This window comes from Cupriavidus phytohabitans (genome assembly GCF_000426345.1).
Taxonomy (GTDB): Bacteria; Pseudomonadota; Gammaproteobacteria; order Burkholderiales; family Burkholderiaceae; genus Cupriavidus.
This window is the reverse complement of record NZ_AUFE01000037.1, coordinates 1-13,102: the sequence shown is the minus strand read 5'-3', so window position 1 is coordinate 13,102 and position 13,102 is coordinate 1. Positions and strand designations below refer to the sequence as shown.

12 protein-coding genes and 1 pseudogene are annotated in these 13,102 nt (G+C 67.4%); 5 read left to right on the top strand and 8 right to left on the bottom strand.

The features are described 5' to 3' along the window. Positions 1 to 3 precede the first annotated feature (3 nt). The 7 genes and pseudogenes from K309_RS0123185 to gbd form a co-directional block, all read right to left on the bottom strand. On the bottom strand, positions 4 to 1,281 hold the full coding sequence (locus K309_RS0123185; protein WP_029048637.1) for a TRAP transporter large permease: 1,278 nt from the start codon (positions 1,279 to 1,281) through the stop codon (positions 4 to 6). Positions 1,282 to 1,297: 16 nt separating this feature from the next. After that, positions 1,298 to 1,798 carry a TRAP transporter small permease gene (locus tag K309_RS0123180; RefSeq protein ID WP_022535274.1) on the bottom strand — a complete coding sequence of 167 codons (501 nt, stop codon included), beginning with the start codon at positions 1,796 to 1,798 and terminating at the stop codon, positions 1,298 to 1,300. A 27-nt stretch (positions 1,799 to 1,825) separates the two neighbouring features. Then, positions 1,826 to 2,758 carry an amidohydrolase family protein gene (locus K309_RS0123175; protein WP_029048636.1) on the bottom strand — a complete coding sequence of 311 codons (933 nt, stop codon included), beginning with the start codon at positions 2,756 to 2,758 and terminating at the stop codon, positions 1,826 to 1,828. A gap of 12 nt (positions 2,759 to 2,770) precedes the next feature. Beyond that, complete coding sequence (locus K309_RS0123170; protein WP_029048635.1) at positions 2,771 to 3,751, bottom strand: DctP family TRAP transporter solute-binding subunit; 981 nt, start codon at positions 3,749 to 3,751, stop codon at positions 2,771 to 2,773. Between the two features lie 75 nt (positions 3,752 to 3,826). Beyond that, positions 3,827 to 5,017, bottom strand: a pseudogene (locus K309_RS37145) (fumarylacetoacetate hydrolase family protein). A 1-nt stretch (position 5,018) separates the two neighbouring features. Then, the gene (locus K309_RS0123160) at positions 5,019 to 5,984 is read right to left on the bottom strand and encodes a Bug family tripartite tricarboxylate transporter substrate binding protein (protein ID WP_029048634.1); all 966 of its coding nucleotides are present in this window, start codon (positions 5,982 to 5,984) and stop codon (positions 5,019 to 5,021) included. A gap of 55 nt (positions 5,985 to 6,039) precedes the next feature. Then, positions 6,040 to 7,179, bottom strand: coding sequence for a 4-hydroxybutyrate dehydrogenase (gene gbd, locus K309_RS0123155; RefSeq protein ID WP_029048633.1), 1,140 nt, complete (start codon positions 7,177 to 7,179; stop codon positions 6,040 to 6,042). 293 nt (positions 7,180 to 7,472) lie between these two features. Here gbd and K309_RS0123150 point away from each other — a divergent pair, with 293 nt between their 5' ends. The 5 genes from K309_RS0123150 to K309_RS0123130 all read left to right on the top strand — a co-directional run bounded on the left by K309_RS0123150 (position 7,473) and on the right by K309_RS0123130 (position 11,914). After that, positions 7,473 to 8,162, top strand: coding sequence for an enoyl-CoA hydratase-related protein (locus K309_RS0123150; RefSeq protein ID WP_029048632.1), 690 nt, complete (start codon positions 7,473 to 7,475; stop codon positions 8,160 to 8,162). A 78-nt stretch (positions 8,163 to 8,240) separates the two neighbouring features. After that, on the top strand, positions 8,241 to 9,473 hold the full coding sequence (locus K309_RS0123145; protein ID WP_029048631.1) for a CaiB/BaiF CoA transferase family protein: 1,233 nt from the start codon (positions 8,241 to 8,243) through the stop codon (positions 9,471 to 9,473). A gap of 45 nt (positions 9,474 to 9,518) precedes the next feature. Next, positions 9,519 to 10,499, top strand: a complete 981-nt coding sequence (locus K309_RS0123140; protein ID WP_156914431.1) for a Bug family tripartite tricarboxylate transporter substrate binding protein — start codon at positions 9,519 to 9,521, stop codon at positions 10,497 to 10,499. A gap of 4 nt (positions 10,500 to 10,503) precedes the next feature. Beyond that, entirely contained in the window at positions 10,504 to 11,418 is a 915-nt protein-coding gene (locus K309_RS0123135; RefSeq protein ID WP_029048629.1) for an amidohydrolase family protein, read from the top strand. Between the two features lie 85 nt (positions 11,419 to 11,503). After that, complete coding sequence (locus K309_RS0123130) at positions 11,504 to 11,914, top strand: thioesterase family protein (RefSeq protein ID WP_035878202.1); 411 nt, start codon at positions 11,504 to 11,506, stop codon at positions 11,912 to 11,914. 66 nt (positions 11,915 to 11,980) lie between these two features. Here K309_RS0123130 and K309_RS0123125 read toward each other — a convergent pair whose 3' ends face one another. Beyond that, the gene (locus K309_RS0123125; protein WP_029048627.1) at positions 11,981 to 12,907 is read right to left on the bottom strand and encodes a transcriptional regulator GcvA; all 927 of its coding nucleotides are present in this window, start codon (positions 12,905 to 12,907) and stop codon (positions 11,981 to 11,983) included. Positions 12,908 to 13,102: the final 195 nt, after the last annotated feature.

The window sequence follows — 13,102 nt, the reverse complement described above, 5'->3', positions numbered from 1 at the left end:
GGATCAGTGCAGCCACGCGGCCGGCACCAGGATCAGCTGCGGGAACAGCACGAACAGGAACATCAGCGCAGTCAGGCTCAGCAGGAAGGGCCAGACCCCGCCGATCACGCTGTCCAGGCTGCAGCGCGAGGTGCCGGCCACCACGTTGAGCACCGTGCCGACTGGCGGCGTCAACAGGCCGATGGCGTTGTTGAGCACGAACATCACGCCGAAGTACACCGGATCGATGCCGGCCTTGGTGATCACGGGCATCAGGATCGGCGTCATGATCAGCACCGTCGGCATCAGGTCGAGCGCGGTGCCGACCGCGATCACCAGGATCATGATGACGAACATCAGCAGGATCTTGTTGTCGATGAAGGGTTCGAGCAGGTCGGTCACCTGCGCCGGGATATTGGCGATGGTGATCAGCCATGCCGAGACCAGCGCGCACGCCACCAGGAACAGCACGGTGCTGGAGGTCTTGGCCGCGGTGACGATCAGCCCGGGCAGGGCGCGCAGCTTCAGCTCGCCGTAGACAAAGCGGCCGACTACGATGGCGTAGACTACCGCCACCACCGCGGCCTCGGTCGGCGTGAACGCGCCGATCTTCATGCCGCCGATGATCACAACCGGCAGCACCAGCGCCCACACGCCGTCGAGCGCGGCCTTGGCGAGGCGGCGCGCACTGAACGGTTCCACCGGCGCCAGCTTCTCCTTGCGCGCGCAGAAGTGCCAGGTCACGGCAAGCGTCAGCGCCATCATGGCGCCGGGCGCGATGCCGGCCAGGAACAGCTTGGTGATCGACACCTGCGCGACCACGCCGAACACGACGATGGCGATCGACGGCGGGATCACCGGCGCGATGATGCCGCCCGCTGCGATCAGCCCCGCGGCGCGCGGCACGTTGTAGCCGGCGTTGCGCATCATCGGGATCAGCAGTGCGGCAACGGCGGCGGTATCGGCCACGGCCGAGCCGGAGATGCTGGCCACCACCGTGGCCGCGATGATCGCCACGTAGCCCAGCCCGCCGCGCACATGCCCGACCGCCGCGTCGGCCACGCGCACGATGCGTTGCGACAGCCCGCCGGCGTTCATCAGCTCGCCGGCCAGCATGAAGAACGGCACCGCCATCAGCGGATAGTTGTTGACGCCCTCCAGCATATTCTGCGCGAGGATCTGCGTATCGAAATTGCCCAGGTGCAGCATCAGCGCGACACCGGAAGCGAGCAGCGCAAAGGCGATGGGCATGCCGAGCGACATCGCGCCCAGCAGCGAGCCAACAAAGACAAAGATGGTCATGATGGATTCCTTGCGCTTATTCGCCGGTGGCGCCGGACTGCGGCACCAGTTCGTGCTGCGGCATGCGGCCGCTGACCAGCCGCCACAGCCCGTGCAGCAGCATCGCCGCCATGCCGACGCTGCATACCAGCAGGCAGGCATAGACCACGCCCAGCGGCACGCCGGTGACGGGGGCACGGTCGTCCATGCCGATCGTCACCAGTTGCCAGGCGCCGTGCGCGAGCAGCAGGCAGCAGCCCAGTGCGCCGGCATCGGCGAGCAGGCGGCAGGCGCGCTGGCCGTTTTCGCCCAGGCGCGAGACCACGGTGGACATGCCCAGGTGGGCCTTGTCGTGCATCACCAGCAGCGCGCCGGTCAGCGTCAGCCACATGAAGACAAAGCGCGAGGCTTCTTCGGAGAAGGCAATGCCGGAATTGAAGACGTAGCGCAGGACCACGTTGCCGAAGACCAGCACGATCATGGTGGCCATCATGGCAACCATGGCGCCCTGGGCCAGGCGGAGCGTAATGCGGTTCATGATTGGGAACTCCTGGTTGGACGGGCGTCAGCGCAGGCTGGCTGCGGGCGCCTCGATCCGGTAAAAGCGCATGGCGTTGTCGTGCCACACCGCTTGTGCGGCGGCGTCGGGCAGGCCTTCAAGCCCGGCGGCCACGGTATTGACGATCTCATGCAGCGACGCGCGCAGGCTGGAGACGGGCAGGTTGCTGGCGAACATGCAGCGCTGCCAGCCGAAGATCTCCAGCGCGTGGCGGATCACGCCGACATTGCCGGCGCGGTCCCACCCGGTGCCGGGCAAACCGAACTCGGACAGCTTCAGGTGCACGCCGGGCAGGCTGGCCAGCGCCGCAAGTCCGCGGCGCCAGCCTGCCAGGCCCGCTTCCGAGCGGTCCCACGGCAGGCCGGTGTGCTCGACCACCACGGCGAGCCCCGGCACGGCCGCGATCGCCTCCGCGGCTTCCTCAAGGTGCCACCACGGCACGCGCAGGTCCCACGCCAGGCCATGCTCGGCCAGCCGCTGCAGGCCGGCCAGCCAGCGCGGGTCCTGCAGCGTGCCGGGCTGCCCGTGCACGCTGCCATCGGCGGTGCGGCTGGTGCGCGGCTTGCACCTTACGCCCCGCACCAGAGGAAAGGCCTGGTGCGCGCGCAGCTGTGCGGCCAGCGTGTCGCTGTTGAAATCGCCATGCGCCACCACCGCATTGGGAAAGCCATGGCGTGCGTGGACCCGATGCAGCCACGCGGTCTCGGCCACCGACTCGTCGGCGTGCCGTTCGGCTTCGACATGCACGCTGGCGGCCAGGTGCAGGCCGTCCCACTGCCGCAGGTAGTCTCGCGGGTCGAAGTCCTGCCGCAGCGTGGCGTAGTCGCCGAGAAAGAAGGCGGCAGGGTCGTATCCTTCCTGCAGCCAGGGATGGCGCGCCGGGCCGAGCCGCCACAGGTGGTGGTGGGCATCGACGATGGCGGTGGGCATGGCGGGCATGACGTGGTTCTCCTACCGCTGGGCGTCCATGGCGCGCAGCACGGCGTCGCCATTCTTCTGCACGAACAGCTGGCGCGTTTCCTCGCGCACTACCTTGCGGATGCCGGCGTTGTCGGGATGCTCGTTGACCTGCACGCCCTTGGCGCGCAACGTGGCAATCGCGGCGGCTTCGTTGTCGGCATTGAGCTTGCGCTGGTAGGTGGCAGCGGCCGCGGCTTCTTCCACCAGCACCTTCTGGTACTCAGGCTTGAGCGAGTCGAATTTCGCCTTGTTCATCAGCACCACCAGTGCGGTATAGGCGTGGCGCGTCATCGAGACATACTTCTGCACCTCGTACATCTTGGACGACACCATCAGCGTGGGCGGGTTCTCCTGGCCGTCGACCGCGCCGGATTCCAGCGCGCCGAAGACCTCGGCGAACGGCATCGGCTGCGGGCTCGCGCCCAGCAGCTGGAAGGCCTTGATATGCGACGGGTTGGGCGTGGTGCGGATCTTCAGGCCGCGGATATCTTCGGCCTTGTTGATCGGCCGCTTGTTGTTGCCGAGGCTGCGGAAGCCGATCTCCCAGAAGGCCAGGCCCTTGATACGGTGCGTGCCCAGCTCGTCGAGCAGCGAGCGGCCGACCGGGCCGTCCAGTACCTTGTAGGCCGACGGGCCATCCTCGAACTGGTAGGGCAGGTCCAGCACGTTCAGGCGCGGTGCCAGCCCGGTGACAAAGGGATTGCCGGTGGCACCGATGTCGATGGTGCCGCTGCGCACGCCCGTGACCAGCGTGGTGTCGTTGCCGAGCTGGCTGTTGGCGAAAACCTGGATCTCGACGCCGCCCTGGGTGCGCTCCTTGACCTTCTTGCTGAAGGCGAGCGCGGCCTGGTGCTGCGAATCGGATTCCGGAACGGTATGGGCAAAGCGCAGCTTGACGGGGGCCTGCGCGGCGGCCACGCCGGCGACGGACAATAGCGCCGCCAGCACGATATGCGGGATAACGTGTTTCATGGTGTCTCCTGGGTTGTCATGCGGCCCGGTCGGGTGTGCCGGGCTCTGTGCTGCCCCGTACGGGGCAAGTAAGGATCAGGGAGGGGGATGCAGCAGGCCACGCCGGGCCAGGTTGGCCATCAATGCGCCGATGCCGAACGTCCACGGCGGCAGTTCGTTGCTGTTGCCGACCCAGTTGACCAGCCCGCCGAGGTGCGCCGCGGAAATGCTGACGCGGTCGCCCGGATGGTGGGTGAAGCCGGCGCCCGGCGCGTCGCGGTCCTGCACCGGCGCGAACAGCGTGCCGCAGAACAGCATCATGCCGTCGGGGTACTGGTGGTGCGCGCCCATCGCGTGCGCCACCAACTCCTGCGGCGAGCGGCTGATCCGGGTCATGGCGCTGGCGGCGTGCAGCACGAAGCCATCCTCGCCCTCGATGGTCAGGTCGATCTCGGTGCGGGCGATCTCGTCGATGCCGAAATGCGCATCGCACAGGCGGATCCACGGGCCGATGCCGCACGATGCGTTGTTGTCCTTGGCCTTGCCCAGCAGCAGCGCGCTGCGGCCTTCGAAGTCGCGCAGGTTGACATCGTTGCCGAGCGCCGCGCCGACGATCTCGCCGCGCGGGGATACCGCCAGCACGACCTCCGGCTCGGGGTTGTTCCAGGTCGACTGCGGGTGCAGGCCGACGTCGACGGCGGTCCCCACCGACGACAGCGGCGCGGCCTTGGTAAAGATCTCGGCGTCCGGGCCGATGCCGACTTCCAGGTATTGCGACCACAGCCCCTGCACGACCAGTACTTCCTTGATGCGCATGGCTTCGGGGGAACCCGGGCGCACCGACGCAAAGCCCGGGCCGACGATCGCGCTGACGCTCTCGCGCACGGCCGCGGCGCTGGCCGCATCGCCGCGTGCCCGCTCCTCGATCACGCGCTCGACCAGGCTGGCGGCAAAGGTCACGCCGGCGGCCTTGACCACCTGCAGGTCGTTCGGCGCCAGCAGGTGGCGATGCTCCGGGTTCGGCCCATGCGCGCAGGTCGCGTCGAGCCAGTCCTGCAGCGGCCCCAGCGAGGGTCAGGTGGCATTGCGCACGCGTTCGGCGCAGTCTGGCAGCGCGAGCAGTCCGGCAATGGTGGGCGCGGTGGTGCTGATGTCGAACAGCTCCGCGCCGCGCACGACAACCATGGCGGGACCGCCGTTCGGGCCAGGCAGCCAGGCACGCCCGAGCAGCAAGGCGCGCTCCGCGTCGCGGGGCAGGGTTTCCTCAATCGTGATGCGTCGATTCATGTCACACCTTGACGTTGGCGTCCTTGACCACGCGCGCCCACTTGACGCGCTCCGTGGCGATGAACTGCGCAAAGCGCGCCGCCGTGCCGCCGCCGTCCTCGGCGCCGAAGCCGGCCAGCTTGCTGGCGACATCCGGCATCGCCAGCACCCTGTTCATGTCCGCATTCATGCGCTCGACCATCGGCGCCGGCAGGCCGGCAGGGCCGACCAGCCCATACCAGGTGCCGGCATCGAAACCGGGGAAGCCGGACTCGGCCAGCGTCGGCACCTGGGGATAGCTGGCCGCGCGGCGCGGACGCGTCTGCGCGATCGCCACCACCTTGCCGCCCTGGATCTGCGGCGTGGCCGAGGTCATGGTCTCGAAGCTGAAATCGATCTGGCCGCCGATCAGGTCCGTCAGCATCGGCGCCGAGCCGCGATAGGGCACGTGCAGCGCATCCACGCCCGCACGCAGCTTGAACATCTCCAGCGCCAGATGCTGTGCCGCGCCCGCGCCGGACGAGCCGAAGGTGATCTTGCCCGGCTGGCTGCGGCACAGCGCGACCACGTCGGCCACCGAACGCGCACGCCCGCTGGTGTTGCAGATCAGCAGGTTGGGCGTGACCCCGACCAGCATGATCGGCGTGAAGTCCTTCTCCACCGAATAGCCGAGCTTGGGATACAGGCTGGGTGCGATGGCGCGGTTGCTGATATTGGTCATCAGCAGCGCGGTGCCGTCGGGCGCCTGCCGCGCGGTGTACTCCGCCGCGACCACGCCGGCCGCGCCGGGGCGGTTCTCGACGATCACCGACACCTGCCACAGCGTCGACAGATGCTGCGCGATCACGCGGGCCATCACATCGGTGCCGCCGCCGGGCGGGAAGCCCACGATGATCCGGATCGGTCCGGCCGGCAGCGGCGAGGCTGCCCGCGCCAGCGGGGCGGCCAGCGCGGCCGCGCCTGCGCACAGGAAGGTGCGACGTTGCATGCTTGGTCTCCTTTGTAATTTTGCTTTGCTGTTTTGCTCGTGAAGCCGGCTTGGCTTACAGCGAATCCTGCAGCATTGCCAGGTAGTCTTCGGCGCTGGCCTCGCGCGGGTTGGTCTTGTGGCAGTGGTCCGCCAGCGCATAGTCGATCGCGCGCGGGAACAGCGCCGGGTCCACGCCCATCTCGCGCAGCCCCGACGGCAGTCCCAGGCGGCGGCTCAGGTCGCTGATCGCCGGTCCGATGGCGTCGGCATCGGGTAGTCCCATTGCCTGCGCGATGCGGGCCAGCTTGCCGTCTGCCTGCATCGACGGCGCGTCCGCGTTGAATCGGATCACCGCCGGCAGCAGCACCGCGTTCAGGGTGCCATGGTGCAGCGTCGGCATCAGTCCGCCGAGCGCGTGGCTCAGGCTGTGCACGCAGCCCAGACCCTTCTGGAACGCCAGCGCGCCCTGCATCGATGCGCTCATCATCGCCAGCCTTGCGTCACGATCCTGCGGATCGAAGCGGGCGCGCTCGATATGCAGCCACGCGCGGCGCAGGCCATCCAGCGCTATGCCGTCGGCGGGCGGATTGAATGCGGGCGCCATGAAGGTCTCCAGGCAATGCGCGATGGCATCCATGCCGGTGGCCGCGGTCAGCATCGGCGGCAGGCCCAGGGTCAGCTCGGGATCGCAGATTGCCAGGCGCGGCACCAGGTAAGGCGAAAGCACGCCGACCTTGCGGCCGTCGTCGAGGATCAGCACCGCGCCACGGCCGACCTCGCTGCCGGTGCCGGCGGTAGTCGGGATGGCGATGACCGGCGCGGTGGCGGCCGTGATGCGCGCCACGCCGCCTTCGATCGCGGCGAACTGGCGCAGCGGCCCCTCGTGCTTGGCGCACACCGCCACGCCCTTGGCCAGGTCGATCGGCGAGCCGCCCCCCACCGCGATGATGCCGTCGCAACGGTACTCGCCATAGAGGCGTACGGCGTCGCGCATGGCGGCTTCGGTTGGATTGGACGGCGTGCCGTCGTAGATCACGGCTTCGCAGCCGGGGCGCAGCTGTTCCAGCACGCGCTGAACGATGCCCGCGGCCTTGACGCCGGCGTCGGTGACCACCAGCGGGCGCGTGATGCCGATGCGTTCGCATTCCCGCGCCAGCAGCCCGATGGCGCCGAAGTCGATCTGGATCTGGGTGATGTAGTTGATGAGGGCCATCTTGTCTCCATGCTGTGGGGTGCGCGGCCTGCCGGACTGTCCGAGATGCTGACTGGCGGCCCGGCTGGCTGCATTGGTGACGAAGTCTAGGAACAAGCCCCGTCAGTCACAACGTGGATTTACTTGAAGGCAGCCCAAGAAAATCTCACAGCACCGTGCGCCTAGTTTTTCTTGAAGCGCCGCTGAGTTTTTCTCGTTTTGACGCGCGCGGCGCTGGCCCTAGACTTGCGCTGACCAGCCAGATTCCGGACCCAGCCCGCACTTGCCGGGCCACCACCAAACCCACGACAACCATGAGACAACCGATCCTGATCGAGCGCGACGCCCAGGTCGCCACCATCACGCTGAACAACCCGGACAAGCTCAACGCCATGGACCTGTCCATGTGGCAGGGCCTGACCGAGGCCATCCAGAGCCTGTCCGCCGACGACACGCTGCGCTGCGTGATGCTGCGCGGCGCCGGCGACAAGGCCTTTGCCGCGGGCGCCGATATCGCCGAGTTCGACACCATGCGCGCCAACGCCGCGCAGGCGCAGCAATACGGCGAGATCACCAATGCCACCATGCGCGCCATCGCCGAATGCCGACACCCGACCATCGCGCTGATCCAGGGCGCGTGCGTTGGCGGCGGGCTGGAAATCGCCTCGATGTGCGACCTGCGCATCTGCGGCAAGTCGAGCCGCTTCGGCGTGCCGGTCAACCGGCTCGGGCTGGTGATGTCGTATGGCGAGCTGGGCGGGCTGGTGGCGCTGGCGGGGCCGGCGACGGCGCTGGAGATCGTGCTGGAGGGACGGGTGTTCGATGCCGCGGAGGCGCCGCTGGTGGCGCGCTGGCACAAGCAGTTCGTGCGCCGGCTGCTGGACCCCAAGCCGCTGCGTCCGGAAGAGCATGCCGAGTCCTATGCCTGCTTCGACACCGAGGACTTCCGTATCGGCCACCGCGCCTTTATCGACAAGACCAGGCCGCAGTTCGTGGGCCGCTGAAAGCACCCGACTCTGGTTTTTTCCAATACCGCGGCGGCGCCATCCCCTGTGCGGCCGCCCGAACTTCAGGTGGTATCCATGAATTTGCCGTTATCCAAAATCAAGGTCCTGGACGTGAGCCAGATCATGGCGGGTCCGTTCTGCTGCATGCTGCTGGGCGACATGGGCGCCGACGTCATCAAGGTCGAGACGCCCGGTGCTGGCGACCAGACCCGCAAGTCGATGGGCTTCCGGCTCAAGGGCGATGACAGTGGCGGCTTCCTGGCGCTGAACCGAAACAAGCGCAGTGTCGAGATCGACCTGAAGAACCCCGCCGGGCTGGAAGCGTTCTATGAACTGGTGCGTGGCGCTGACGTGCTGGTGGAGAACAACCGGCCCGGCGTGGCCGCGCGCCTGAAGATCGACTACGCGGTGCTGCGCGAGATCAATCCGCGCCTGGTCTATGCCAGCATCTCCGGCTTCGGCCAGACCGGGCCGTGGTCGCGGCGCCCGGGGCTGGACCTGATCGCGCAGGCCATGTCGGGCGTGATGAGCGTGATGGGCCATCCGGACGCGCCGCCGGTCAAGGCAAGCGTGCCGATCGCCGACCTGGGGGCGGGCCTGTTCACCGCCTATGGCGTCCTCAGCGCGCTGATGGGCCGTGAGCACACGGGCCAAGGGCAGTATGTGGATGCCTCGTTGTTCGAGACAGCGCTCGGCCTGTCGGTATGGGAGTCGGCGGAGTACTGGGGCACGGGCGAGGTGCCGGTGCCGATCGGCAGCGCCAACCGGATGAGCGCGCCGTACCAGGCGGTGCAAGCGGCGGACCGGCACTTTGTCATCGGTGCGGCCAATCCCAAGCTGTGGGCTGCGCTGTGCGATGTGATCGAGCGGCCGGACCTGCTCGCCGATCCGCGCTTTACCGACAATGCGGCGCGCATCCGCAACCGCGCCGCGCTGATCCCTGAAATTGAGGCAGAATTCGCGCGCAAGCCGGCGGCGGAATGGGTCGACGCGCTGCTCGCGGCCGGCGTGCCGGCGGCGCCGATCTTCACCTACGACGAAGCGCTGTCCAGCGAACAGGCGGTCGCGCGCGACATGGTGCTGGAGATCGAGCACCCGGTGGAAGGGCGGGTCAAGGCGCTGGGATTCCCCGTCAAGCTAAGCGGCACGCCGCAGCAGGTGCGCTATCCGGCGCCGTTGCTGGGGCAGCATACCGACGAGGTGCTGGGCGAGTTCGGCTTCGATCCGGCCACCGTCGTGCGGCTGCGTGCGCAGGGTGCGTTCGGCGCCCCGGTGCGCTCGCAAGAACTGGAACGCGGCGCCGCCTGAGCGCACCGCTGGATCATCTATACCGATAAGAGACAGGAGACAACCATGCAGATGTCACGTTCGCAATTGCGGCGCTGGGCGATGCCCGCGGCCGTGGTGCTAGGGCTGCTGGGCGGTACGGCCGCAGCGAGTGCGGAAACCTACCCCAGCCGGCGCATCGAACTGATCGTGCCGTGGCAGGCCGGCGGCGGCGCCGATGTGGTGGCGCGCGCGCTGTCCGCGGCGGCGGCCAGGCACCTGCCGCAGCCGATCGTGGTGATCAACAAGCCGGGCGCCACCGGCGCGGTGGGGTTGGGCGAAGTGGTCCACGCCAAGCCGGACGGCTACAAGCTGGTGCTGTCGTCCAGCGAGCTGACCTTCCTGAACTACCTCGGACTGGCCAAGTTCACCTACCAGGACCTGGTGCCGATCGCGCGCCTGAATGCCGATCCTGCCGCCGTGGCAGTACGCGCGGACGCGCCGTGGACAACGATCGAGCAGTTCGTTGCTGATGCGCGCAAGCCGGGAGCCAACATCCGCGTGGGGAATGCGGGGCAGGGCTCGGCGTGGCATATGGCTGCCGCCGCGCTGGCCGACAAGACGGGCGCGAAGTTCAATCATATCCCGTACGCCGGCGGCGCTCCCGCCACGCTTGCGCTGTTGGGCGGACATATCGATGCAGTTACGGTTAGCACGGCAGAGGTCTTCACGCACGTGGCCGCGGGCAAGCTCAAGGTGCTGGCGGTAATGGCCGACAAGCGCGTCAGCGGCTTCGAGAATGTGCCGACGCTGAAGGAGCGCAATATCGACCTGTCGATGGGGATCTGGCGCGGCATCTCGGCGCCAAAGGGCACACCGCCCGAGGTGATCGCAGTACTGAAGGCGGCCATTGCCAAGTCCGTGCAGGAGCCGGTGATGCGCCAGACGCTGGAGAAGCTGCATTTCAGCACCGATACCTATGCCGACGACGTGACGCTTCAGGCCGCCATGGTGAAGGAGTCAGCGCAGTTCAAGCAGCTTGCCACTCGCATCTCCGTCAAGGAGTAGGCCCATGCGCGACGAACAAGCGGCGCCAGTCGAGCCCTTTATCGATGCGCACCAGCATTTCTGGGACCTCGGCCGCAATCCATATCCGTGGCTGCAGGACGAAGCGGTGCCGAACTTCCGCTATGGCGACTACTCGGCGCTGCGCCGGAATTACCTGCCGGAGGATCTCGCCCGCGACACGGCCGGTTGCGCGCCCGTCAAGACGGTGCACGTCGAGGCAGAGTGGGCGCGCGCCAATCCCGTCGATGAGACCGCATGGCTGACGCAGCTCGCCGCGCGGACGGGGAGGCCAACGGTAGTCGTCGGTCATGCCCAGCTTGACCGCGGCGATGTCGAGGAAGTGCTGGCCGGCCATGCCGCCTACGCCACGATGCGCGGCATCCGCAACAAGCCGGTCACCGCCGCCCGGCGGGACGATGCGCGGCGTGGGCTGCCCGGCTCGATGGACGACGAGCGTTGGCGGCGCGGCTACGCCTTGCTGGCGCGCCATGGCATGTCCTTCGATTTGCAGTCGCCGTGGTGGAACCTGGACCAGGCGGCGGCGCTGGCGCGGGATTTTCCCACCCAGCTGATCCTGAACCATACCGGGCTGCCGGCTGATCGCAGCGAGGCGGGGCTGGCCGGCTGGCGCGCCGCGATGGCCGAGCTGGCTGAACAACCCAATGTCGCCTTGAAGATCTCGGGCCTGGGATTGCCGGGCAAGCCGTGGACGCAGGCCGACAACGTGCCCGTGATCCGCGACGCCATCGCCATCTTTGGCGCCGAGCGCTGCATGTTCGCCAGCAACTTTCCGGTGGACAGCCTGGTGGCCAGCTACGACACCATCGTGGCCGGCTTCCGCGCCGCGATCGCTATCTGTTCGCCGGAACAGCAGCGCGCGCTGTGGCACGACAACGCCCAGCGCATCTATCGCCTGTAGCCACACAAACCCATGGATACGCCACCGGCACGCGCACACCGCGCCGCATTGGATGGCTTCGTCCGCAACATCAAAGGAATCCCTGATGAACAACGGATTGCAACCGGGCGCGACCTGCTCGCGCACGCTGACGGTCGACCGCCAGCGCACCATCGATTTTCTGGGCGAAAGCCTGCGCATCTACGCGACGCCTGAACTGGTGCGCGATATCGAGCAGACCTGCCTGGATTTCCTGCAAGGCTATCTCGACGACGGTGAAAGCTCGGTTGGCGCGGAGGTCTCGGTGCAGCACAGCGGGGCCACGCCGCTTGGCGGGGAAGTGCGCATCAGCGCGGAGGTGACCGCCATCGAAGGGCGCAGTGTCACGTTCGGCGTGACTGCCGAAGATGCGGTGGAGACGGTGTGCAGCGGCACGCATCGCCGCTTCGTGGTCGATATCGAGCGGCTGCGTGCACGCGTGCAGAAGAAGACGGCATCGATGCAGGGCGCGGCATAATGTTGCGCGGCATGCCTGCCGATCGGGGCAGGCTGTGCGGTACGCGGGGCGTCGCCCGCGCTGTCCTCAGGCGGGGGCCGGCCGCTGCTGGTCCGCCGCCACTTCCGCGCGGATCCAGTCGGTAAAGCTGCGGATGCGGCGGTCTTCCAGCCGCTCCTTCGGGAACACCACGAAGTAAGAAAACTCCACCGGCAGCCGGATCGATTCGAACAGGCGCACCAGCCGGCCTTCGGCCAGGTCCTGCTCGATCCAGTTCTTCTTCACCAGCGCCACCCCCAGGCCGCCGAGCGCCGCGTTGATGACCAGGTGGCTTGGCCAGAACGACGGGCCGCGGCTGGCATCGACATCGGTGACCCCGGCGTGCTCCAGCCACATCGCCCAGTCCGGGTTGCTGACGTCCGTGTACGTGCTGTCGTCGTGCAGCAGCGTATGGTGCTTCAGGTCCGATGGCGTTTCCAGCGGATTCGGCCCCTGCAGCAGTGCAGGGCTGCAGACCGGGATCACTTCTACCGCCAGGCACAGCTCGCTATGCAGTCCGGGATAGTCGCCGCGGCCGTAGCGGATCGCCATGTCGAAATCATCCCGCTCGAAATCGATGCGGTGGTTCGACGTCGACACCTTCAGGTCGATATCCGGGTGCGTCTTCATGAAGCGGTCCATGCGCGGGATCAGCCATTTGACCGCGAACGTGGGCGGCATGTTGACCTTCAGCGCTGGGCGATCCTTGCTGTGCAGACGGTGCGTGGCATCGGCGAGCTGCTTGAACGCTAACTGGACGCTAGGCAGGTAGGCCGTGCCAGCCGGTGTCAACACCAGCGCCTTGGCCTCGCGGATGAATAGCTGTACGCCCAGGCTTTCTTCCAACGCCTTGATCTGGTGACTGACTGCTGATGGCGTGACGAACAATTCCTCGGCAGCCCGCGTGAAGCTCAGATGCCGGGCGGCCACTTCGAAGGCCCGCAGCGGGTTAAGTGGAGGAATCTGTCTCGACATATTGGGGGTGATCGCAGAGTGGCAATGTTTCACTCGGTTCCTGTGGGTGCCTTGCCGGCATGCTGCATGTTGTCTCATGGCAGGCCGCAGCACAATAGCATCCGTGCAATGGCGTATGAATAGGAGGCTGTCCCGTGCAGGGGAATCCGTGGCAATCCACCCAAGTTACTGTAAGCATCAACAAGCCTTATAAGC